The sequence below is a fragment of the Archangium gephyra genome, from assembly GCF_049060025.1.
GTDB lineage: Bacteria > Myxococcota > Myxococcia > Myxococcales > Myxococcaceae > Archangium > Archangium gephyra_A.
The window spans coordinates 4,067,380-4,089,240 of record NZ_JBMEQQ010000002.1 but is presented as its reverse complement, the minus strand read 5'-3'; the positions used below and the strand labels follow the sequence as shown (position 1 = coordinate 4,089,240).

Genomic DNA, 21,861 nt, shown 5'->3' with positions numbered 1-21,861 from the left:
CCGCGCCCTTGGCCGTTCTGAATGTGCAGCTCGCTCCCAGTGCCCTTCCTTGCCGGAATTCTACCCACAGCACCCGCATACCCGGCCCGCGCACCTCAAGCGGAGCCCTCGGCCGTTGGGGCATGCTTTGACGCGCCAGGCATTGAAGGAATTGCGTGAGCAGTACCGGGCTTTCGTCGCGGCGATCCGAGAGGCGGCCGCGCGGTGGAAGCTGGGAGACTTCTCAGCCCCCTTTCCTCTTTTCTCCTTCCCGCCTCGGGTTGTGCCGGGCCGCGTTGCTCGAATTCTTTGACACCCTCTCGGGCCTCTCGGGGCCAACACGCACCTTCACGCGAACGACAGGCAGGGGCTGGAGCGGCTGTGCCGCTATGGAGCACGTGGATCGTTGGCGCTGGTGCGTTTGTCACGAGCGGGGGACGGCCTTAAGGCTGTGCCTTGACCGGCATCCGAAAGGGCGCGCCGAGCCGGTTGAAGGCGTTCATCGCGGCGATCGCGATCGTGAGATCGACGAGATCCTTCGGCTCGAACGCAGCGGCCGCCGCGGCATAGGCTTCGTCGGAGGCATGAGTTTCGCTGACTCGCGTCACTTCTTCCGCCCATGCGAGCGCCGCGCGATACTGCGGTGGGAACAAGTGCGGCACTTCAGCCCAAACCGGTACGAGCGCCACCTTGTCCACTGGCATGGTCTTGAGCAGGTCGCGCGTGTGCAGATCGATGCAATGCGCGCAGCCGTTAATCTGGGACACCCGCAGGAACACCAGATGGATCATTTCCTCCGGCAGGTTGGTGCCGGTGGCGACATAATGATGCACACCGAACAGCGCCTGCGCTCCTTTCGGCGCCACTTCGTGCCAGACCAGCCTCTTGATCTCGTTCATGCCTGCTTCCTTTGTCAGCGGCGTCCAAGCGACGCTCGCTGCATTGACGAAGCGGGCCGTCCGTTGTGTGACACGCCGTGGAAAATTTTCGATCAGCGTGCGATCGTGTCACAATGTGGCGGGCTGGCTCGCCACATCAGCAAATCCAAAGAGGAGCCGTGAGTGACGAGGAGCGAGAGCGAGAAGGTGGCGAGCCAAGCGCCGCAGCAGACCCCTCGCCTTTCGGACTTTCAACGAGAACGTAAGCGGCTGGTACGCCTGGCGTACCGTATGCTCGGGTCGTTCAGCGAAGCCGAGGATGTCGTGCAGGATGCCTGGCTCAAATGGGAGCAAGTCGAAGGCGGCGTCGATGCCCCGGCGGCCTATCTGACGCGCATCGTCACGCGCCTGTGCCTCGATCAGCTGAAATCGGCACGCGCGCGCCGGGAAACTTATGTCGGGCCGTGGCTACCGGACCCGCTGATGGGCTCGACTGACCCCGATGAGGCCATCGCCGACGACATCACGGTCACGCTGATGCTCGCGATGGAGCGCTTGTCGCCGCTGGAACGGGCGGCGTTCCTGCTCCACGACGTGTTCGACGTTGCACTGAATGACGTCGCCGTGACGCTCAGCCGGGAGCCTGCGGCGGTTCGCCAGTTGGCTTCGCGCGCGCGCAAGCATGTGCAGGCCGCCCGGCCGCGCTTTAGCGTCGAAGCGGCAGAGGCGAACCGCATGACGCAAGCCTTCTTCGTTGCCGCGCGCGACGGTGACATCGCAGCGCTCGCCTCGCTGTTGGCGAATGAGGTCGAGATCCACACCGATGGCGGAGGTAAGGTCTTGGCCTTCCGCAACATCATCCGCGGTCTCGATCGTGCGCTGCGCCTGTTCGCCGGGCTTCGGCGCAAGAACGCGACGTCGCCCACATTGCTGCATACCTCCGTCATTGATGGCTTGCCGGGCTACATCAGTATCGACCGCGGTGTCGTGCAGACAACCGCGCTCGATATTCGTGACGGAAGGATCGCGGCGATCTACATCGTCCGGAACCCCGATAAGCTAAGGCATCTGAGGAAGCCGAGCCAAGAGCATCCATTGGCCTGAAATTTGCGCGAGACTGACGATCGAACTCACCGGCGGCAGGGCAATGTCGGGAGGTCACAGGCCAGGAGGCCCCTGTCCTTCGTCTCCAGGGCCCGCGCCACCAGCGCCCCCACCTCCTTCATCTCCCCCGCGGGGACGGGGCCAGCGCGGGCAGATCGGCCTCGGCCACCTGGACCAGGGGCGTGGGCGACAGCGGGTCGGCCAGGGCCGGGGTGGAGAGGGAGAGCAGCGAGAGGACGGCGAGGGTGGACAGCTTGAGGCGTACGGATTTGGTCCAAATTTGGTCCGACAAGAACCGATTTGGTCCCCCAAGATGCTCCACGCCTCCTCAGTTAGGGGTGGGTTCGACTCAAGGCGGCGGGCAACCTCTATTGGAGGCGGCGGGAATCGAAGCCGCCAAGGGCGGATCTGCCTCCACTCGGGACCAGAGGCACACCCCCGTTTTCCCTCTGAAAATGGGGCGCCCATCTGTCCGGGCGAGTCCATGCGCGTCCGTTCGATTTGGTCCTTGGAACGGTAATGACTGATCGCGACGCAGCCAAGGTCGAAATGGCAAAGCAGGCCGTCAAAAAGCTATGGGATGAAAACTAAGCAAAGGTACGGGAGAACCAACCAAACACAGGCCACATCTCCCGTCTTGAGCGGCACCTAATCAACATCCAATTTCCAGGTGCCCTCGTCCCAATACTTCAAAACGCGAGACGCCAAGAAAGGGACCATGCCTTTCCCCTTGGCCGCTTCCTCAAGGACGGACTTTGCCTGCTCGGGCCTATCACTGAGCAAACAGGCCGCCGCGTTGACTCGAACATCCATGCGCGGATGCACTAACAGTCCCGCGAGAGCATCCCTCCCAGCCTCGCCTTGGTCGCGCAGCTTCTTGTAGGCAGCTATGTATCGCTTCGCATATTTGTTCCCCCCCTTACGATCGCCGCGCATGATTGCCTCAGTCTGCGCCGCTACATTCAGGGCGAAGTCCTCCACGATGCTGCCCAGATCCATTACCACACCCCATTCTTGATGTTCTCAATTGCAAGCAAGGCAAACTCTCGCTGCGCCTCGTAGGATTGAGTGCTGAGCCATTGCCTCACCGTCAGGCGTGAGGACTTGGTTGCGGTCCACTGGATGGACGAATAGAAGGCGCTCACCTCGTCATGTAGCGGCTTGTCTAGAGCAACGACATTCTCGGTGTTGTGTATAGCCTCGCCTCCAAATCGCTTGACGTTCCCTTTGGTCTGCTCAACTAGGTGATGCCACTCCTTGCCTTTGCCCGCTGGCCCCATGGCCGACTTGAAGCCACTAAACGACCCCCACGCCCGGTGTCCGTTCGGCAGGAGCTTACCCCGAGTCGGGGCAGGACTCCCAGCGCCAACGCCCCGGGCGGCCATGGCCACGGCATGAGGAGCCAACACCACGCGGATCGTCCCCTCTGGCACAGAGACAATAAGGCGCTCGGCTCCGGTTGCCGTCTCCAGCAGGCCCAACCCGGTACGAGTCGCGACTCTCTCCGACGCTTGCGTAAATCCGGGCAGCTTCGGGGCCTTGGAAGCGAGCGCCGCCGTTTCTCCTATCGCCGCTGTCGCCACCACCACGAGAATACGCACGCTGTTAGGGCCGATGACACGCCCGAAACGCTCGCCAATCTCGCGCAACTCCGCAAAGGTAGAGGCCCGGGGTGCATCCTCGTAAAGCTGCGCATAGGCCCGCAGCAGGTCGAAGAATTCATAACCAAGATAGCCCCATAGGGCGGCGCTAAACACCAGAGCCGCTCCCTTCGTTATCGGATCGGGCACGGGCGCCAGCAGCAGCGCCATATAAACAGTGATGCTAATGCTGACCATCGCGAGCATCCGCGTAGGGTCGAGCATGGCCCGCACTTCCGAGTTTATGCCCTCCAGGGCAGGGCCCACCGCCAGAGCAAGCGCAAGGCTGCGCTTGTCGTCATCCTGGAAACCGGGCCCATCCTCAAACAGTGTCAGACAGTCCCCCGGACTGCCGCACCGCTCGCAGTGGCGCCCATACGAGCGGGCCAAGTCTGATTGCCACGCTTCGCCACTCACGGGCGCGGAAGCCAACGCCAGCCTACGGCCGACATACAACGGGGGACGGGACGCGGCCACCCGAAGAGGAATGTTGAGCCAAAGCGTTGTCATGGCCGCCGAAAACTCGGCGTCGCTCACCTGCACCGGCGCGAAGTCCGTAGGCAGCTTGGCAAAGACAGCCTCTCCCTCCTGGCTCCCGTCCTCGGCTTCCCCTTCCAGCGCCCACGGCTCGGGCGAGTCGTGCGGCACGGGTGGACGGTAACGGGAAGCCGCCAAGCCTCCAGCCATGGGGGCCCCCGTGGCGCACGCTGTCACCAGCATCAGCGCCGCCAGGGCCAGCGCACCCGCGCGCAGGGGCCGCCGTGTGTCCACGGGGCGAGTATCGACAGAATGCCTAGACATTGCCGCACCTCTCCGGGCGAGCCGCCCGAGCTGAAAGCCCAAACCCGTCGATTACAGAGAGTGGCGGACAGTAAGGTCAAGCCGTAGGGTCTGGTGAGGTGCTGAAAACCCATCGGGTAGGTTACGCTTCCCTCGGGCCGCCGTGGGGCGGCGGCTACTCGCGCGCCGCGCCTTGCTTCCCTGCTTGCTCCTCAGCCGGGAACGTGACGTTCCCGAGGGTGACGGTGCGGGGCCCTTGCGCCTCCCACAGCTTGAGGGTGCAGGGGCAGGCGAGTTGCCCCGGCTCCCTTTCCGCGCCCACCACGACAAAGCCCGTTGCGCCGGGGGCAATGGCCGACTCTTGCCACGCGGAAAGCTCCACCTCCGCGCCCGTCGCGTCCTTCAACACCGCCCCCGCCGCCGTCCAGGGCTCGGCGCCAGGGTTTGCGAGTCGAAGCCTTACCGCCATGCTTCCCGGGCGAGCTTTGCCTTTGCGCTGGCTGTAACTTCGGGCCGCCTCTGTCCGCAGTGCGTTGGCCGGGTCGTGCTTCAACTCCCTCCCAATGTCTCGCGAATCAACCGCCTCTTCACGCTCCAGCCACGCGGCGCCCATGAGCCCGCCGGGCTCCTTGCGCTCGGCCAGAAGCCGCGTCTTGTCCTCCTGGCATTGGCGGGCTTCGGCCTGTGCTTCGTCTTTCTCTTTCTGGAGCACGTCCGCCGGGCGGGGCTTGCGGAACACTTCCACGCGCCGCGCCCCCCTTGCCGCATGGCCCACGAGCCAGAAGGTTGCACCTGCCGGGGCCGCGCCATCCGCAAAGCGCACCGTTACCTTGACCCTCTCCCCTGGCAGAAAATCCCCCTTGGGAATGACGTGGAGAGTCAGACCCTCTTTGCCCGGGGTCCAATCCGCAAGGCGGCCCTCTGGCTGGACCTCCACGGCCCCCGCAGCAAGGCGGGAGTCAAACGCAAACGTTGTCGTCTCGTTCGGACTAACGCACACCTCGGGGGCCTGTCCCGTGGGGTCCGCCGCCACGTCGATGCGGGAGGTAGCAGCACAGAGGGGGACGGGGGGCGGCGGCTCGGCGGCCTGTGCGGCGCCAGCGCTGAGGCATCCCCTCATATAAGGCCGAAAGCTTCACGGAAAACGAGCTGTTCACAGACGAGTTGGGCGAAGCGATCAATGAGAGGCCGCAACTGGGCTTCGGGCATATTGGGCAGAGCCTGGTAGTACATGCAGCCCTGGCGGAAGAGGGAGTAGGTGCGCTTCTTGGAGGTGTTGGCTTTGAGGTGGCGCTCCATACCCAGGCTCTCGCCAGCAGCCCCCAGCAGCGTCAGCAGGGCACATGCGAAGGCACTCAGTAGCAGCAGCCTGTCACGCCTGTCCGTCTCCGCGATTCGGAAGGAGGACAGGCCCATGCCAAAGCGCAAATCCTTCACGTCCCTGAAACTCTCCTCGATGGTGAATCTCCCGCTGTAGAGAGTCACCACCTGGGCTCCGGAGCTTCTCCCCCAGGCTGGTTGCCAGACACCAGGGCTCCTTCATGCCCTTCTTCTTCACGCATACCACCGCGGCGACTTCCACCTCATCGGCCGTGACGCGTGCGCCCTTGAGCTTGCGCAGGTGGCCTGAGGTGGGCACCCACTCCGCTGCCGTCCGGCGCTCTCCCTGCGCGCTGGTGACGATGATTCGCTGGCGGAAGCGCACCACGTACTCGAAGCGCAACTGCTCGAGCAGGGCATAGAGTTTCTGGTCCGCGAAGCCCCGGTCGGCCAGAATCGTCACCTTCACCTCGGGCGCAATCAACTCCCGCAGCCGCAGCAGGACGCTGTCTTCGGCGTCATTGCGCATTCCCTTGAGCGCGGACTTGTGGACCGTCAGCCACACCAGGGGCGTGGAGCGCCCGTGTCCTGTGCGCAGCGAGGCCACCAGCGTGGTGTGGTCGTCATCGTCGAAGTCCGTCCAGTCCAAGGCCACCACAGCCTCAGTTCGCTGTCCCATGACGTAGGGCACCCAGAGAGAAAGCAGGTGCCACACGTCCACTCCCGTGTTGGACAGCAACCTGTCCACCTGCTTCACCCCGTGCTTGCCCTTCTTCCCCCTCGCCACTGCCAGCGCCTGCCCTATGGCGTACACCGAGAGGCTCGCGGCGTGGATGACGCCCAGCGTCGCCAGGGAGAGCGACAGGACCCTCTTGGCGTGGAGGTCTTCTCCGAAGAGTCCGGCGAGGAATTCGTGCACCTGCTGTTCGTTGATGGCTTGAGTACCCACTTCTCCGGTAACATCCATGACCCTACTGCTCAAACCATATGGCCAGATACACGCTTCCTCGCCTGCTTGCTAGATGAGGGGATGCCTCAGGCGCCAGCGAGAAGGGCGAGCGCCAAGAGGGCGCCAGGGGACGGGGGCAGCACGGGAATCCAACCTCCAGAATGCAAGCGGGCCCGCGTCAGACAGCTGGCGGGCCCGTGTTAGGCGCAAGGGTGCGGCGGCATGTCTAGAAATAACCGCCCTGGTAGCTAGAGCCCTTCGGGAACACGTCAAAGCGGGTGAACATCTTCACGTTGCCGGGCCTGCTCTCGTGCGCGGGGCAGTCGCCCAGTCCGGCGGGGCAATCCGGTCCACCCGGCATGGCTGACGGGACCTCCAGGCCAATAACCAGACACACGGGGTAGGCGTCCCCGCCTGGAATCTGCGCCCGGGTGAAGGTGCCATAAAAGCGGCTTTCCCCAAGCTGCAACGTCCCGTAAAGCAACGCACCCCGAGGCAGCTTGCCGATGCCGTCCCCGCCCAGCACCACGGTAACGGGCCCCTCCCGCACGGGGGCCCTCTCGGTGTTCTCCCCCTCGTACCCTTGCAGCACGACGGTTTCCCCCGCGCTGAAAATACCTAACCTTTCGTGTGACGCCTTCCAATCGGCGGGGCATTCGACAGGTGCGGGCGTGGGGCGCACCTGGGGGGCCGTGCCGCCGGTGCAGGCTTGCAGGGCGGCTCCGACGAGGCCAGCGCAGGCACCGCGCACAACGGCACCCATGCCCTTCTGCTTCGTGTCCCCCTGGGGGCGGGGGGTCTTCGGCTGCTTCTTCACGGAGGCGTTGTCCTTGGAGGGCGCCGCGAGAGGGGCGGCGGCCGCAGGGGTGGCCTCCGCCGGGGGCGGAGCTGCGGCCCGGTCAGCTTCCGGCGGCTGCCACCTGGGCGCCACTTCGCCGCCGCCCCCGTCGGCCCAGGTTGGCTCCGTCCAGGGCAAGTCCAAGGGTAGGGGGCCCTGGCTGGAAGCGGGCGGCGGCGGGGGCCACCAGCGCTGGAGGAGCTGGTCCGCCCCCAGGCCCGCCAGCACCAGCACGCCCAGCACCACCGCCGCCTTCAGCAGCGAGGCCAGCACGTCCGCGTGGCGGAACACGGCGGCGGGCCAGGTGAGGGGGGCCGAGGTGGGCGTGGGCAGCGCGGGCGGCAGCGGGCCCGGAGAGGAGGGTTCCACCGGAGCGGGCCGCTTGCCCCGCCGGGGTTTCTGCCGCACCCACCGCCGCAGCCAGGCCGGTTGCTCCGCGTCCCCCAACGCCTCCTCGCCGCTCCCGTCCTCGTCCCAGCCGGGGAACAGGGGCACGTCCCAGGCCGCGTCTCCCTTCGCCTCCTTCAGCACCTCCTCGAGCGCCTCGCACAGCGCCCCGGCGCTCGCCAGGCGCGCCGTGGGCTGCTTCTCCAGCAGCCGCATGCACAGGACGCTGAGCGCCCGGGGCACCCGCTCATTCACCTCGTGCGGCGGCACGGGCTGGCGCGTGAGGATCTCCGCCAGCATCAGCGGCTCCGCATCGTCGATGGGGTAGGTGTCCGTCAGCAGCGCGTAGAGGATGACGCCCAGCGCGTACAGCTCGTCCGCCGGGCAGTAGTGGTAGCGCTCCCCGGGCTCGCGGCTCTCCCGCAGGAAGAAGGCCACGGACTCGGGGCTGCGGAAGTGCAGGTCTCCCGGGGCCAGCGCGCCGCGGGTGACGCGCGGGGCGCCGGGCATTCCGCCGGCTCCGAAGTCCACCAGCACCGGCTCCCCGTCCGCCTCGCGCACCAGCACGTTGTCGTCCTTCAGGTCCCGGTGCAGCACCTCCGCCGCGTGCACCTTCGCCAGTGCGCGCGCCAGCTTCCACAGCACCACGGCCACCACGCGCGCGCACGGGTTCTCCTCCCGCGCCCACCGCTGCAGCGTCCGGCCGCGCACGTACTCCATGACGAGCACGAGGAACTCGGGCTGGTCCTCCGGCCACTCCACATGGCTCAGCAGCCGCACCACGTTGGGGAACTTGTGGCGCAGCAGGATGAACAGCTCGCGCCAGCCCCATTCCCCCACGCGCGCCAGGTGGATGAACTTGAGCGCATACGGGCGCCCGTCCCGCCAGGCCAGGTACACCTTGCCCTGGCCCCCGGCGCCCAGCTTCTTCTCCACCCGGTAGCCGCCCACCACCACGCCCGGCGGCACCACCTCCTCCACCGGCTCGTGCTTCACGGCCTCCCTCCACCGGAGACACCGGCAGGGGACGGCGGGAGTTCGGTCATGCGCTCAACCTCCGGAGTGGGGAGGCTAGCAGAAGCGACGGCAGTTCCGCTCAACGGCCTCCAGCCCCGGAGTGGCGCACCGCAGGGGGGTTCAACCTCCTGGCAGCGCCACCGTGGAGAACAACAGGTCCGCCCTGCGGGGCTTCACGGAAGTTACTGGTCCCAGCCCCAGCAGCGATGAGGCTCGCGCCTACAGGCGCAAAGGATCGAGCGATGAACCTACCTGAGCCCGTGCTGATGCTCGACGGCTCCGGAGTCGGTGCTCGACCTGGCCCGGTGTTTGAGAACCGCGAAGATTGTTGCGTTACGCCTTATCGAATCCGCCTTCGTGAAGTCGTCCGAGCACCATCTCGTCACCGGAGTCGAAGCCGACCACGAAGATCCGCTCCTGCGCACCGGCGAGTAGCAGCTTGCTGTCGAGCTTCTGCGCGAGCGTCCTCACGCTCAAGGCCGCGAAGGCGAGGTTGAGAGGGTAGGTCGCTTCATTCATCAACGCCCCCTGCGAGTTACCGTAGGCGATGGAGTACACGCGGGAGAGCACCTGCGAATGTGCGTAGCGCCCTTCTGGAAACCATGCGGGACCGCAGGGCCAATCACCCTTGCTGGCATCGTAGGGGTTGCCAGCGACGTAGAGGTCCGCGGAGGGCTCGTCGCCTCGATACGGATTGAAGAGACCGAACCAGAAACCGGTCATCTCGGGGGGTGGGGGGGCGGACTGGAATAGGTGAGTCAACCAGCGCTCGAGATGCTGGATGTCGCTGTCCACATCGAGGGCACTCAGCCGCTTCCAGGCTGGGTGCGGATGCTGGCGTTCGCAGTGCGTGATGACGTGCGCCATTCCCTCGGCGACCGGGCAATCCGAACGCACAAGGGCTTGAATCTCGTCGTAGGCGGCCGCCTTGTTGACCTCTGGCATAGGCTCATTCTACATGACGTCCGTCATCATGCGAGCGGTGCCACAGCGGCCTTCTACGGAATGGGCCTGGTTGGCGGAGGGGCGTTCACGGTGGTGTGGCTCGGCTGCGTATGACGGCCAGGTTGAGCACTCGTTCCTGTTCAAGCCGAGTAGCCGTTCCGCCCGGTGGTGTACCGCTGCGGGTGTCACTTGTAGTCGACTACAAGTGTAGACTTGCTTATCTTACATATTTTGTATTCTTCACTTGTAGTCGACTACAAGTGACCAGCTTCCGGCCTTGCCTGGCTTAGGGTGTGCGCCGCCATGCCCATCACCCAGCTCGAGGTCTCCGGGTACCGCTCGGTGCGCCAGCTCGCGCTCCCCGTGGGGCCGCTCACCGTCATCGTGGGGCCCAACGGCAGCGGGAAGACGAACCTCTACCGCTCGCTCTACCTGCTGGCCGCCGCCGCCGATGGCCGGCTGGCCCAGACGCTCGCGGAGGAGGGCGGCATGCCCAGCGTGCTGTGGGCGGGCTCGCGCGACAAGAAGCCCGTGCGCATGACGGTCGGCGTCACCGTGGATGACCTCGCCTACGAGCTGAGCCTCGGCCCCGTGCCGCCCGCCTCGGGCAAGGACAGGGAGTCCCCGAGCCTCTTCAACCTGGACCCCGAGGTGAAGGAGGAATACCTGTGGACGGTGGAGGCCCGGCGGCGCGCGGTGTTGATGGAGCGCAAGGACCGCACCGCCTTCCTGCGTGACTCGGAGGGCAACCGCACCACCTTCCCCATGCAGCTCTGGGCCGGTGAGTCGGTGATGGCGCAGCTCTCCGAGCCGCACCGCTTCCCGCGCCTCGCCGAGGTGCAGCGCGCGCTGCGCCTGTGGCGCTTCTACCACCACTTCCGGACGGACCCCGAGGCGCCCCAGCGCTCGCCCCAGGTGGGCGTGCGCACGCCCGTGCTGGCGCATGACGGCAGGGACCTGGCCGCCGCGCTCCAGACCATCATCGAGATTGGCGACGCCGAAGGGCTGGAGCGGGCCCTCGAGGATGCCTTTCCCGGCTCGCGGGTGGAGATCCAGGCGCCGCAGGGCCGCTTCAGTCTCTTCCTCCACCAACCGGGGCTGCGGCGCCCCCTGGCGGCGCGCGAGCTGTCGGACGGCACCCTGCGCTACCTGTGCCTGCTGGCGGCGCTGCTGAGCCCGAGGCCTCCCGCCTTCCTCGCGCTCAACGAGCCGGAGACGAGCCTGCACCCGGATCTGCTCGAGCCCCTGGGCCGGCTCATCGTGGATGCCTCCATGCACAGCCAGGTCTGGGTGACGACCCACGCGGAGCCCCTCGCCCAGGCCATCGCCAGGCGCTCGCGCGCGGACCCGGTGCGGCTGACCAAGGAACTCGGCGCCACGGTGGTGGAGGGCGGCGAGAGGCCCGAGGACGCGTAGGTTTCCCGCCCCGCGCACCTTCAGTGCATCGGTCAGAAGCTGGGCGGGGTGGTTTGGCGGCGGAAGGGTGGACAGTCCTCCGGGCGAGCCACCGTTCTTTCCGCGGGGTGGAGATGGAAGGCTCTCGGGAACAGCAGGGCGCCCCACAGCATCGCCAGGAAGTAGAGCAACCCCTGGAGGGGCGGCGCCGCGCCGAGGTGCGCGGGCACCAGCAACGCGAGCAGCACGGCGGACCCGAGCGCCAACCCACGGGAGCGTTGGACACGGGGCGCGCGGACGGATGTGTCGCCCCGAAGCCTCGAGTCCACCAGCACGCCGAGGACGAGGCCCGCGGCGAAGCCGAGCACCTGCCAGGCCCGCCTGTCTCCTCCGAAGAGGAACACCCCGGAGGACATGGTGGCCACCATGCCGAGTCCGAACGACGCGAAGAACCGGAAGGGGCGCCGCTCGCCCCAGCGCCACAACGCGGGCCACAGGCGCGCATAGCCGCCCAGCAGCAGGAGCCCGATGAGCAGCCCGCCCACCACGTCGCCCAGGTAGTGCGCCCCCAGGTAGAGGCGCGCGAGCATCACCCCGGGCACCACCAGCCAGGGCACCGCGCGGGGAATCCACCCCCGCAGCGCCAGCCACCCGAAGAGCGCCACGGACGTCACCGTGTGCCCGCTCGGGAACGAGGACACGGCGGGGTCATCGCGCACCACGACTCCCGGCTCCCGGGGGCGCGGCAGGTCCACGAGCTCCCACAGCGCCAGGTCCACCAGTCCCGTGAGCATGAACAGGCTGGCGACGGACAGCGCCGCCCCGCGCCCCGCCCTCCAGCGCACCAGCGCGAAGAGCACCAGCGCGCACGCGGTGTCCCCCAGCAGCGAGAGCACCTGTGCCAGGAGCGTCCATCCGGGCGCGTCCCCGAGCCACGATTGGATGGCGATGAGGGAGCGCGGTCCCCAGAGGAAGTCGATCACGTGCCCTGGATGTCCGGGTTGTCCATGGACTGCGTCCCCATGCCCTCGTCACCCATGTGGCTGTCGAGCCTCCATGCGCAGGTTGGTCATGAAGGACTCCTGGTCCCGGGCGTCCATGGCGCCGAGGATCCGGGGGGCGATCATCCGCATCACTCCGAGCTGCGCCTGGAACGGGAGCTGGAAGATCTGCTCGATGAGCGCCGTCACCGTGTCCCCGGTGCCCGGCGTCCAGGTGTCTCCGGTGGAGGTGTGCCGCTTCATCGTGTCCGGCTGGCCGGCTCCGAAGCCGTGCACCACCGTCCCCGGCATGTGGGTCTCCAGGTGTTGCTGCGGCATCTCCATCGCGGCCGCATCGCGGACGCTCATCCGTCCCTTCGTCTTGTCGGGGGGCTTGCTGTGGTTGGTGATGATCTGCGTGTCGGGGTCCTTGTCGTACCGGGCCATGGGGTCGCTCCTCGGGCGGGGGCAGGGGGCGGGGAGCCCCCGGGTCATGCCCCCTTCCGCTGAGCTATGCAGGACAGTGGGAAGCACCCAGTCACGAGGGAGCGGCGCTGCCCCTGGATGCCCGCTCGCATCGGGTGCTCCGCTGCCCCCCGGCCGCCAGACCACGTGCAACCCGGCTCGGAAGGATTCACCTTTAGACACGTTATGAGTCAACGCGACGCCAGTGCCGTTCCTGATGACGACTTCCAGCTCCTCATGGGTGTCCTCCCCGAGCCGTTGCAGGCCGCGGTCCGGGACCTGCCTCCCGGGGAGGTGCTCGAGGTGGTGATGGACCTCGGCCGCTCGCCCGAGGCCCGGCTGACCGGGCGGGTGGTGCGCCTCTCGGAGAAGCCCATCTCCCGCGAGGACCTGGCCCATGTGCTCTCGCAGGTGGGCACGGTGAGCGAGGACAACCGCGCCGGCATCGAGCGCACCCTCCACCGCGTCTCCGCCATCCGCAACCGGCAGGGCAAGGTGGTGGGCCTCACGTTGCGCGTGGGCCGCGCCATCTTCGGCACCATCGACATGCTCAAGGATCTCATCGCCTCGGGCCTGAACATCCTGCTGCTCGGCCGGCCCGGCGTGGGCAAGACGACGAAGCTGCGCGAGGTGGCCCGCGTGCTCGCCGATGACCTGGGCAAGCGCGTCATGGTGGTGGACACCTCCAACGAGATTGGTGGCGACGGCGACATCCCCCACCCGGGCGTCGGCGGCGCGCGCCGCATGCAGGTGTCCCGGCCGGACAAGCAGCACGACGTGATGATCGAGGCGGTGGAGAACCACATGCCCGAGGCCATCATCGTCGATGAGATAGGCACCTCGGCCGAGGCCTCCGCGGCCCGCACCATCGCCGAGCGCGGCGTGCAGCTCGTGGCCACGGCCCACGGCAACACGCTGGAGAACCTGGTGCTCAACCCCACGCTGTCGGACCTCGTGGGCGGCGTGCACACCGTCACGCTCAGCGACGAGGAGGCACGGCGGCGCCGCACGCAGAAGACGATCAACGAGCGCCGCGCGCCGCCCACCTTCGACGTGGTGGTGGAGATGGTGAGCCGCGACGAGGTGCTGGTGCACCGCGACACCGCCCAGTCGGTGGACCGGCTGCTGGCGGGGGAGAACGTGGGCGGCGAGCGGCGCCAGCTCGTCGAGGGCCAGGTGGAGGTGAAGGAGGAGCCGCAGTCGGTGGCCCCGCTGCCGGTCCGCACCTCGGAGCCTCCTGCCTCCCGGGCGGCCCCGCGCCGCGGTGGTGCCAGCGCGGGCGCCCAGCCCGGCCTGCGCCAGGGCACCACGCGCATCTACGCCCACGCGGCCAGCCGCGACCTGCTCGAGCGGGTGCTGCGCGACCTGGGCCCGGATGCGCGCGTGGTGGGCCGCCTGGAGAACGCGGACGTCATCCTCACGCTGCGCTCGCGCGCCAATGATCCGAAGCTGCGCAAGGTCTCGGAGAAGACGGGGGCGCGCGTGCTGGCCATCAAGCGCAACAGCTCCTCGGAGATGCGGCGGGTGCTGCGCGACGTCTTCCTCATCGCCGAGGGCGTGGACGAGGACCAGGTGCGCGAGGCCGTCATGGAGGCCGAGCACGCCATCCAGCGCGTGCTCAGCGAGAGCGTGGTGGTGCCCCTGGCCCCGAGGCCTCCGCGGCTGCGCAAGCTGCAGCACCGGCTCGTCTCGCGCTACCACCTGGAGACGGTGAGCCACGGCAGCGAGCCCCAGCGCCACCTCATCATCTACCCGCTGGGCGCGCTGGTGGACATCCCCCGGGACCAGCAGGAGCTGGAAGGCGAGGAGGGCGTGGAGGGCATGGCCTGAGGCCACGGTCCCCACACGCCCTCCGGGGTGTCACGGACGCTCAGTCGCCCATGTACGGCTGCGCGTCCCCGTGCTCCCGCGGCTGCTCGTCGCTCTTGCGCGCCGCCTCCTGGGCCATGGGTCTGTCCCCCATGGGCTTCACGCGCACGCGGTTGTGGACGTCGTGCACGCCGCGCACGTTGCCGGCGATGTCCTCGATGGTGCGCTTCTCCCAGCGCCCCTCCACCGTGCCGCTCAGGGTCACCTCGCCATTGCTGACGGTGACCTCCACGTCACCCACGTCCACGGGGCCCTCCATGAGCCGCTCGCAGACGTCCTCGCGGATGCGGTCATCCGCCCGCTGGTAGCCGCGCGGCGGACGCACCGGGCCCCGCCGGGCCTCCATCCGGTCCAGCTTCGCGTCATAGCTGCGGGGGGCGTAGCCGCGCTCGTAGGCGCCGAGTCCTCCGTAGCCCCCCTGGTTGTAGGCGCGCTCGGCGCCGAACGAGCCGTAGCCCGGGCGGCCCGGCTCTCCGCGCTCGGTTCCGTAGTCGCGCACCGGGCGCTCCATCCGCCGCGCGCGCACGGGGAAGCGTTGCTCCTGGCCTGGGCTGTCGTTGTCTCGCTGTGCCATGTGGACTCCTCTCCTGTCAGATGTGTGGGGCACCGCCCTCACGAGTGCAGCGTCCGGCCCTGCGGGTCTCCCGGCTCTCTCCGCGAGTCCTCCTCGCGCTGCTGCTCGCGGGCGACCCGGGAGCTCATTGCTGACCTCCTTCACCCCGAGCACCTCCTCGGTCAGGTCCTCGATGGCGCGCTTCTCGTCGCGGCTCTTCACGGTGCCGGTGAGGGTGACCTCGCCCTTCTCCACGCGCACGGTGACGTCGTCGGCATCCATCCAGCCCTGCATCAGCCGGTCGCAGATGTCCTCGCGGATGCGGTCATCCGAGCGCTGGTAGTTGCGCGGTCCGCGGCCCTGGCGGCGCGGCAGCTCGGGGGACTGCTCGTAGTAGGGGTAGGCGCCCTGCATGCCGCCGCGGCCCGCGCCGTGGCCCATCTCCCGGTCCATGTCGCGCGTGGTGCTGGTGGAGTAGCCGGTGCGCGGTTGGTGCTCGATGAACGAGGACTGCACGCGCGGTGGCCGGTAGTCGTCATCGCCGAAGCCCCGGGTGCCGTAGCCCCGGTCGCGGCCCTGATCCTGGCTCCAGCCCTGGCCCCAGCCGTAGCGGTCGTAGTCCTCGCGGCTGCCGCTCGCCCCCAGCCCGTACTGGCCCGCGCTCCAGCGATCCGTGTCGTAGGGCTGGGTAGGCTGGGCGCCGGGCGCGCCGTAGCGGTCGAAGTCTCCCCGCACCCGCTCGCGCGACACCTCGCTCCAGAAGCCCTCGCCGAATTCCTCTCCGGGCCCACCCGCGCGGCGGACTCCCGGCGTGCCCCGCATCGAGTCCTCCGCGGTGGTACTCCTCGCGGCTGTCCTGGTCGAAACGGCCCCGGTCCTCGTCACCGCCGTACTCGTAGCCCCGGCCGTAGCGGCCCACGTCCTGATCGCCGAAGCCGCTTCCCCGCATTCCTCCGCCGCCGCCTCCACGGTGGGAGCGGCCGCGGCCCCGGTCCTCGTCACGGCCCCGGCCCGGACCCCGGTCCTCGCCGCTGTACCCGCGCACGCGGCCCATGTCCCGCCCGCGCTCCGTGGTGTCACGCCGGTTGCCGCGCTCCGGGTCCTGGCCCCGGCCCTGCCACTCCACGTCCGACCGCCGCCTGTCCGCCATCGCCGCCTCCTTGGGGTATGGATCGCCCAGAGGGTCGTACCGGCTCGCACCTCCGGCAAGGGGGCGTCCGGAGCAGGCCGCCCGGCTATCCCTCCCCGCGGGACGAGGCTTCCGCCCACCACTCGATCCAGGTGCGCCGGGCCATCCATGCCACCGTCAGCGACACCCCGCCGAGCATCCCCAACTCGACACCCTCGGGGTGGCGTACCGCACAGGCGCCGGCGAGCAGTCCAGCCAGCAACACCAGGAACATGGACAGTCCATGGTGGAAGCGGGCGGCATCCGTGCGCGGCCACGTGTCATCCTTCGCACGGGCCCGCCGTCGCATGGCCACCAGTGCGCGCGCCACGGCCAGCAGGAAGAGCGCGTAGCCGCAGACCCACAGCACCTCCGCGTGGACGTTCATGGTCGTGATGGCGTCCATCCGTGCCCCCCTTCGCGTGCGGCATGTCCCGGGTGCCGTGCTCCCGGATCGCCGCGGCGGAGGCAAGGACGGGCGCGCAAAAGTTGAGCGGCACATCCACCAGGGAACGGACGCTTGCGGGCGGTGCCGACTCGCGAACATCATCGGCCATGTCCTCTCCTTCCTACGTCCACGGAACCAGCACCACCCCGTTGCTCGGGGAGACCATTGGCCAGAACCTGCGCCGGACCGTCGAGCGCTACGGCGAGCGCGAGGCCCTCGTCGTCCTCTCGCAGGGCTACCGCGCCACGTGGCGCCAGTTCTGGGACGAGACGACGAAGGTGGCCCTGGGCCTGCTGGCCTTCGGCGTGGAGAAGGGCGACCGCGTGGGCCTCTGGTCTCCCAACCGCTTCGAGTGGGTGGTGTCCCAGTTCGCCGCGGCCCGCATCGGCGCCATCCTCGTGAACCTCAACCCCGCCTACAAGACGGCGGAGCTGGAGTACGCGCTCAACCAGTCCGGCACCAGTGTGCTGCTGCTCTCGCGAGGCTTCCGCCAGACGGACTACCGCAAGATGCTGGAGGAGGTGCGCCCGCGCTGCCCCCAGCTTCGCGTCTCCCTGGTGCTGGACGACGACTGGAAGCTGCTGCTCGAGAACGGCACCCGCGTGAGCGAGCGCATGCTCACGGACCGCGAGGCCACGCTCCAGTTCGACGATCCCATCAACATCCAATACACGTCCGGCACCACGGGCTTTCCCAAGGGCGCCACGCTCAGCCACCACAACGTCCTCAACAACGGCTTCTTCGTGGGCGAGGCGCTGCGGCTCGGGACGGAGGACCGCGTCTGCATCCCCGTGCCCTTCTACCACTGCTTCGGCATGGTGATGGGCAACCTGGCCTGTGCCTCCCACGGCTCCACCCTGGTGATTCCGGGCGAGGCCTTCGAGCCGCTCGCGGTGCTGCAGGCGGTGGGCGCCGAGCGCTGCACCGCGCTCTACGGCGTGCCCACCATGTTCATCGCCGAGCTGGACCATCCGCGCTTCGCCGAGTTCGACTTCTCCTCGCTGCGCACCGGCATCATGGCTGGCTCGCCGTGCCCCATCGAGGTGATGAAGAACGTGCAGGCGCGCATGAACATGCGCGAGGTCACCATCTGCTACGGCATGACGGAGACCTCGCCCGTGTCCACGCAGAGCGCGCTGGATGATCCCCTGGACAAGCGCGTGGGCACCGTGGGCCGCGTGCACCCGCACGTGGAGGTGAAGATCATCGACGCGAGCACCGGCGGGGTGGTGCCCCGGGGCACGCCCGGCGAGCTGTGCACGCGCGGCTACAGCGTGATGCTCGGCTACTGGAACAACCCCGAGGCCACCCGCACCTCCATCGACGCGGCCGGTTGGATGCACACCGGCGATCTCGCCACCATGGACGAGGACGGCTACGTGAAGATCGTCGGCCGCATCAAGGACATGATCATCCGCGGCGGCGAGAACGTGTACCCGCGCGAAATCGAGGAGTTCCTCCACACGCACCCCGGTGTCAGCGAGGCCCAGGTCATCGGCGTGCCCAGCGAGAAGTACGGCGAGGAGGTGATGGCCTGGGTGAAGCCCAAGCCCGGCACCGCCCTCACCCAGGAGGAGTTGGTCCGCTTCTGCACAGGCCGCATCTCCACCTTCAAGATTCCCCGCTTCTGGAAGTTCGTGGACGAGTTCCCCATGACGGTGACTGGAAAAATCCAGAAATTCAGGATGCGGGAGGTCGCTGTGGCGGAGCTGGGGCTGCAGTCCGCCTCGGCGATCCGCACGGCCTGACACCCGGAAGGCGGGTTTTGGGCTCTAATGGTGCACCCCCCTTGGAGCCCTCCACCGTGACCCTCTCCGCCGCCCCCATTCCCGCCCCCGGATTGGAGCTGCTGCTCACCCTGGCCACTCCCATGGACACCTGCCGTGGGATGTTCTTCAACGGAGCATTCGAGGCGGCACGCTCGCTGGGAGGCGAGGAGGCCCGGTTGAAGTGCCACGTGGCCGCCGGGGAGAAGAAGTACGTCGACTTCTTCAGCTACCCGGTGGCGGACTTCCTCAAGACCATCTTCACCGCCGCGGAGGTGCTCGGGGGGCCGGCGCCGGCGGGACAGAGCATGGTGCTGCGGCAGTTCGGGCGCCGGGCCACGGCGGACTTCCTCCATTCCACCGTGGGCAGGACGATGATGGCGCTGGCCGGGACGGATCCGCAGCGGCTGCTCGCGAGTTTTCCCAGTGCCTACCGGGCCTCGCTGAGCTACGGCGACCGTTCCGTGGAGCGGCTCGGGGAGAAGCAGGCGCGGCTGATGGCGCGCCGGGACTTCCTGCCGCTGGCGTACAACGAAGGCGTCCTCCTCGCCGCGATGGAGCAGACGACGGCCCGGGAGCTGGTGGTGCGGGGGCGCCAGTTGTCACCGCTCGACGTGGACTATGAAGTGAGCTGGCTGTAGGGGCCTCGGACAGGAGCGGGCGATTCACGGAGGGGGCGCCTGGCTGGCTCCTCCGTCCCAGGCCCGCGCGCCTCGACATAATCCCTTCCCTCCGCCCGTTGCGTTGGGAGGGAGGCCCCACTCCGAGGGAGAGGAGAGGACGTCATGGGTGTGAAGCTGCTGCTGGCAGGCTGGTACGGTGGAGGGGCGCTCTTCTCGGCGCCGGAAGCGCCCTGGCCCTGGCTGCGGCGGGTGGAGCGGTGGGTGAGGGGGGCGGCGGAGGAGTTGCTGGAGAGCTCGCGCACGGTGGAGGGCCCTCGGGGGCCCATCTTGTTCCTGCGCCTGCACCCGGCGGCCGAGGACGTGGCCATTGTCGCCGCCGGGCAGGGGCGGGTGGTCGTCCTGGCCAATACCTCCATGGTGGGGCCGGGCTACCACCGCTACCTGTGTGATCTGCTCCATGCCCTGGGGGACGCGCTCCATGTGGACTGGGCGGAGCCGGCCCTCACGGTGGCGGGAGTGGGAGACCCCACGGGGTATTTCCATACCGGAGACGCGAGTGACATCGCCCCTCGCATGCTCGCCTGGTTGGGGAGCATGGCCGGCCGGGTGTTGGACTTCCGGAGGCAAGGCCATTCGGGGGCCACGCTCTCGCTGCGCCCCGGGCACGGCTTCGAGCACCCCGGGGCCCTGCTGACGCCCATGGGTCCGCGGGACGAGGCGTGGTTGCGCGCCGTGCATGAGGAGCCGCTGAGTGGCCGGGACATCTTTCCGTGGTGGGAGCCCGGGCAGGGCGCCGCGACGAAGCTGGGCCGGGCGCTCAGCCTCATCTGGACGGAGATGGTGTGGCGCCCGCCGCTGCTCGAGGAGGAGCGCCACCGTTTCCGCGAGGTGGCCCGGTTGCTGGAGTCCGCATGGCGGGAGTCGCCGGAGCTGGCCTATCCGTGGCGCGAGTGGCAGCAGGTGTTGGGCTATCTCGGCGTGGGCGGCACGCTGGCGGAGGAGGTCTCCCGCCGCGCCATCGAGGCGCCCTCGGGTCCGCTCATCGGCTACCGGCGCGGCGCCGTGCAGGTGACGCTGCCCGAGGGCTGGGAGATCCGCATCCCCGGCTCGCTCGCCGAGGAGCGGCTGGCCGATGGGAGCTGGGTGGCGCGAGACCATCGCCGCAGCGTGCGCTTCGTGCCGCTGCAGGACGACGTGGAAGGGATTGCCCCCGGTCCCGAGCAGTCCCTGCCGTACGAGTTCCAGCACCAGGGCGAGCGGGTGAGTGGACGGGCCACGCTGCACGTGGAGCCGGGGGATTGCCGGCTCACGGCGCTGTGCGAGTCCGGCACGCACCGGGCCCTGTGCGTCGTCAGCTTCGATGATCCGGATGAGCAGGATTGGGCGCTGGGCACCTGGCGCTCGCTGGACCACGCCGCGGCGGCGTGACGCCGTGCTCGTTGGGCGCTCACCGGCTTTCGAGACTTGGCTCCGATGACGGGCCATGGCAGAGAGCATGGCCACTCCCATGCTCTCTCGCGAACCGGCAATGCTCGACCCCATGACAACCTGCACGGCCTTTTTCAGGTCGCTCGTGCCATGCATCGCCCTGCTGCTGGTCTCCTGCGGGAGCACTCGTCATACCGTTTCCCCAGGCGCCGACGAACTGACGGGATTCGTGCTCATCATGGGTGAGGACCCGGATGGCCAGGTCCGCCACTCCTGGCAGCGAGCTACCGAATTGAACCTGCCTCGGTATGACCCTCCCTCCAGCGTGGGACGCATCGTGCTCGCTTCACGCCGCCCCAGGGATTGCGATCAGGAGCAAGTCGACTGCGTCCAAGCCTGCATGAAGCGCAGGCTCCCTTCCAATTACAGTCACATCAGGCGAGAGGACGGTGGCAAGAAGAGGTTTTGTGAGAAGGAGTGTCTGGAGGAGTATATGGATTGCTTGGAGTCGCAGAAGCAGCATGCCCTGCAATTCAATGCTGTGGATTCCGCGGTCGAGTGGTTGAAGCGGAATCGCGAGCAACTCCTTCTCGGCTCGGTGGTCATCATTGCCGGTGTTGCATTCGTGACCATCTCCGCTGGCGCAGGGGCCGTCGTGCTGGCACCCATCGTGCTCGTGGCAACTTGAAGAGTATGCGCTTCACAGTGCTCGCTGGAGTGCCCGCATGAACTCCGATCTCATCAGAACCTTGACCCTGCTCCATGAGGTGGAGCGGCATGCCCTCACCTCAAAGCAACATGAGGCGCTCAGGAACTCCATGCTCACACTCCATTTCATCATGGGGCGGGGTGAGGCAGGTGAGTTCGCGGACTATCTCGAAGGCTTCGGGGCTACGCCCAACCCTCCGGTTCTCTCTTTCGCGACGAAGGAAGACGCGGACGTTTGGCTGCGGAATCATCCCGCCCCGCCCCATGGAGCCGTCATTGGGGTAGGAACTGCTCGCTATCACGTCGCGTACTCTCGAGAACTCGAGCATCGGAAGTTGCTTCGCCTCCCCTCTGAAGAAGAGTGGAAGCAGATGGAGGAGGCCGGGGAAGACCCTGAACCAGAAGCCGAGGATGCGCCCGAGCCCCAAGAACCAGGTCACGGCACGAGGTTCAGCCTTTTTCGCCTCGCCAATTGGACCTTCTTCCACCTCTACGAAATGGAGAAGCGTATTGCTTCCGCCGAGGAGCTCGAGGCCATCAGAATCGCCAGGATCTCCTTCCACTTCGTGATGGATGAGGGGGAGGAGCATGGATTCGAGGCGTACCTGGAGACCGTCCACT

19 protein-coding genes and 1 pseudogene are annotated in these 21,861 nt (G+C 67.9%); 7 read left to right on the top strand and 13 right to left on the bottom strand.

Features of this window, described 5'->3' with window-relative positions; all coding sequences use genetic code 11:
• Positions 1-422 precede the first annotated feature (422 nt).
• Positions 423-878: a carboxymuconolactone decarboxylase family protein gene (locus ACN28I_RS17765; protein WP_002621435.1), complete on the bottom strand. Its 456-nt coding sequence runs from the start codon at positions 876-878 to the stop codon at positions 423-425.
• A 162-nt stretch (positions 879-1,040) separates the two neighbouring features.
• Between ACN28I_RS17765 and ACN28I_RS17760 the strand changes: the two genes are divergently transcribed.
• Positions 1,041-1,961, top strand: coding sequence for a sigma-70 family RNA polymerase sigma factor (locus ACN28I_RS17760; protein ID WP_420943180.1), 921 nt, complete (start codon positions 1,041-1,043; stop codon positions 1,959-1,961).
• Between the two features lie 118 nt (positions 1,962-2,079).
• On the opposite strand, the gene ACN28I_RS17755 is transcribed toward ACN28I_RS17760, so the two are convergent.
• The 7 genes and pseudogenes from ACN28I_RS17755 to ACN28I_RS17725 form a co-directional block, all read right to left on the bottom strand.
• Positions 2,080-2,253: a hypothetical protein gene (locus tag ACN28I_RS17755; protein WP_420943179.1), complete on the bottom strand. Its 174-nt coding sequence runs from the start codon at positions 2,251-2,253 to the stop codon at positions 2,080-2,082.
• Positions 2,254-2,609: 356 nt separating this feature from the next.
• Positions 2,610-2,960, bottom strand: coding sequence for a hypothetical protein (locus tag ACN28I_RS17750; RefSeq protein WP_420943178.1), 351 nt, complete (start codon positions 2,958-2,960; stop codon positions 2,610-2,612).
• Positions 2,960-3,826: a hypothetical protein gene (locus tag ACN28I_RS17745; protein ID WP_420943177.1), complete on the bottom strand. Its 867-nt coding sequence runs from the start codon at positions 3,824-3,826 to the stop codon at positions 2,960-2,962. Before ACN28I_RS17745 ends, ACN28I_RS17750 begins: the two co-directional genes overlap by 1 nt.
• 730 nt (positions 3,827-4,556) lie before the next feature.
• Positions 4,557-5,501 (bottom strand): DUF2381 family protein, encoded by a 945-nt coding sequence (locus tag ACN28I_RS17740; protein ID WP_420943176.1) that lies wholly within the window; start codon positions 5,499-5,501, stop codon positions 4,557-4,559.
• Positions 5,498-6,650 (bottom strand): annotated as a pseudogene (locus ACN28I_RS17735) (IS4 family transposase). The gene ACN28I_RS17740 and the pseudogene ACN28I_RS17735 overlap by 4 nt, the downstream one beginning before the upstream one ends.
• A gap of 226 nt (positions 6,651-6,876) precedes the next feature.
• Positions 6,877-8,871: a serine/threonine protein kinase gene (locus ACN28I_RS17730; protein ID WP_420943175.1), complete on the bottom strand. Its 1,995-nt coding sequence runs from the start codon at positions 8,869-8,871 to the stop codon at positions 6,877-6,879.
• A 354-nt stretch (positions 8,872-9,225) separates the two neighbouring features.
• Positions 9,226-9,837: a hypothetical protein gene (locus ACN28I_RS17725; protein ID WP_420943174.1), complete on the bottom strand. Its 612-nt coding sequence runs from the start codon at positions 9,835-9,837 to the stop codon at positions 9,226-9,228.
• A 303-nt stretch (positions 9,838-10,140) separates the two neighbouring features.
• On the opposite strand from ACN28I_RS17725, the gene ACN28I_RS17720 reads away from it, so the two are divergent.
• On the top strand, positions 10,141-11,253 hold the full coding sequence (locus ACN28I_RS17720) for an AAA family ATPase (RefSeq protein WP_420943173.1): 1,113 nt from the start codon (positions 10,141-10,143) through the stop codon (positions 11,251-11,253).
• Between the two features lie 32 nt (positions 11,254-11,285).
• On the opposite strand, the gene ACN28I_RS17715 is transcribed toward ACN28I_RS17720, so the two are convergent.
• Positions 11,286-12,215 (bottom strand): phosphatase PAP2 family protein, encoded by a 930-nt coding sequence (locus ACN28I_RS17715; RefSeq protein ID WP_420943172.1) that lies wholly within the window; start codon positions 12,213-12,215, stop codon positions 11,286-11,288.
• 48 nt (positions 12,216-12,263) lie between these two features.
• Positions 12,264-12,659 (bottom strand): hypothetical protein, encoded by a 396-nt coding sequence (locus tag ACN28I_RS17710; RefSeq protein WP_420943171.1) that lies wholly within the window; start codon positions 12,657-12,659, stop codon positions 12,264-12,266.
• A 204-nt stretch (positions 12,660-12,863) separates the two neighbouring features.
• Here ACN28I_RS17710 and ACN28I_RS17705 point away from each other — a divergent pair, with 204 nt between their 5' ends.
• On the top strand, positions 12,864-14,507 hold the full coding sequence (locus tag ACN28I_RS17705) for a R3H domain-containing nucleic acid-binding protein (RefSeq protein ID WP_420943170.1): 1,644 nt from the start codon (positions 12,864-12,866) through the stop codon (positions 14,505-14,507).
• A gap of 40 nt (positions 14,508-14,547) precedes the next feature.
• Here the strand turns inward: ACN28I_RS17705 and ACN28I_RS17700 are convergent, their stop codons facing one another.
• Complete coding sequence (locus ACN28I_RS17700) at positions 14,548-15,921, bottom strand: BON domain-containing protein (RefSeq protein ID WP_420943169.1); 1,374 nt, start codon at positions 15,919-15,921, stop codon at positions 14,548-14,550.
• Between the two features lie 413 nt (positions 15,922-16,334).
• A complete protein-coding gene (locus ACN28I_RS17695) occupies positions 16,335-16,673 on the bottom strand; it encodes a hypothetical protein (protein WP_420943168.1) in 339 nt (112 codons plus the stop codon).
• Positions 16,674-16,822: 149 nt separating this feature from the next.
• Between ACN28I_RS17695 and ACN28I_RS17690 the strand changes: the two genes are divergently transcribed.
• The 4 genes from ACN28I_RS17690 (at position 16,823) to ACN28I_RS17675 (ending at position 21,220) form a co-directional block, all read left to right on the top strand.
• On the top strand, positions 16,823-18,463 hold the full coding sequence (locus ACN28I_RS17690; protein ID WP_420943167.1) for an AMP-binding protein: 1,641 nt from the start codon (positions 16,823-16,825) through the stop codon (positions 18,461-18,463).
• 56 nt (positions 18,464-18,519) lie between these two features.
• Positions 18,520-19,122, top strand: coding sequence for a DUF2378 family protein (locus ACN28I_RS17685; RefSeq protein ID WP_420943166.1), 603 nt, complete (start codon positions 18,520-18,522; stop codon positions 19,120-19,122).
• A 144-nt stretch (positions 19,123-19,266) separates the two neighbouring features.
• A complete protein-coding gene (locus ACN28I_RS17680; protein WP_420943165.1) occupies positions 19,267-20,532 on the top strand; it encodes a hypothetical protein in 1,266 nt (421 codons plus the stop codon).
• Between the two features lie 55 nt (positions 20,533-20,587).
• Positions 20,588-21,220: a hypothetical protein gene (locus ACN28I_RS17675; protein ID WP_420943164.1), complete on the top strand. Its 633-nt coding sequence runs from the start codon at positions 20,588-20,590 to the stop codon at positions 21,218-21,220.
• 100 nt (positions 21,221-21,320) lie between these two features.
• Here ACN28I_RS17675 and ACN28I_RS17670 read toward each other — a convergent pair whose 3' ends face one another.
• On the bottom strand, positions 21,321-21,830 hold the full coding sequence (locus ACN28I_RS17670; protein WP_420943163.1) for a hypothetical protein: 510 nt from the start codon (positions 21,828-21,830) through the stop codon (positions 21,321-21,323).
• Positions 21,831-21,861: the final 31 nt, after the last annotated feature.

Coding starts and splice junctions, on each gene's coding strand:
- ACN28I_RS17695 (WP_420943168.1), bottom strand. CDS start 16,673: ATGGACGCCATCACGACCATGAACGTCCACGCGGAGGTGCTGTGGGTC.
- ACN28I_RS17675 (WP_420943164.1), top strand. CDS start 20,588: ATGGCAGAGAGCATGGCCACTCCCATGCTCTCTCGCGAACCGGCAATG.
- ACN28I_RS17710 (WP_420943171.1), bottom strand. CDS start 12,659: ATGGCCCGGTACGACAAGGACCCCGACACGCAGATCATCACCAACCAC.
- ACN28I_RS17740 (WP_420943176.1), bottom strand. CDS start 5,501: ATGAGGGGATGCCTCAGCGCTGGCGCCGCACAGGCCGCCGAGCCGCCG.
- ACN28I_RS17700 (WP_420943169.1), bottom strand. CDS start 15,921: ATGCGGGGCACGCCGGGAGTCCGCCGCGCGGGTGGGCCCGGAGAGGAA.
- ACN28I_RS17725 (WP_420943174.1), bottom strand. CDS start 9,837: ATGCCAGAGGTCAACAAGGCGGCCGCCTACGACGAGATTCAAGCCCTT.
- ACN28I_RS17670 (WP_420943163.1), bottom strand. CDS start 21,830: ATGCTCCTCCCCCTCATCCATCACGAAGTGGAAGGAGATCCTGGCGAT.
- ACN28I_RS17745 (WP_420943177.1), bottom strand. CDS start 3,826: ATGCTCGACCCTACGCGGATGCTCGCGATGGTCAGCATTAGCATCACT.
- ACN28I_RS17750 (WP_420943178.1), bottom strand. CDS start 2,960: ATGGATCTGGGCAGCATCGTGGAGGACTTCGCCCTGAATGTAGCGGCG.
- ACN28I_RS17720 (WP_420943173.1), top strand. CDS start 10,141: ATGCCCATCACCCAGCTCGAGGTCTCCGGGTACCGCTCGGTGCGCCAG.
- ACN28I_RS17765 (WP_002621435.1), bottom strand. CDS start 878: ATGAACGAGATCAAGAGGCTGGTCTGGCACGAAGTGGCGCCGAAAGGA.
- ACN28I_RS17705 (WP_420943170.1), top strand. CDS start 12,864: ATGAGTCAACGCGACGCCAGTGCCGTTCCTGATGACGACTTCCAGCTC.
- ACN28I_RS17680 (WP_420943165.1), top strand. CDS start 19,267: ATGGGTGTGAAGCTGCTGCTGGCAGGCTGGTACGGTGGAGGGGCGCTC.
- ACN28I_RS17690 (WP_420943167.1), top strand. CDS start 16,823: ATGTCCTCTCCTTCCTACGTCCACGGAACCAGCACCACCCCGTTGCTC.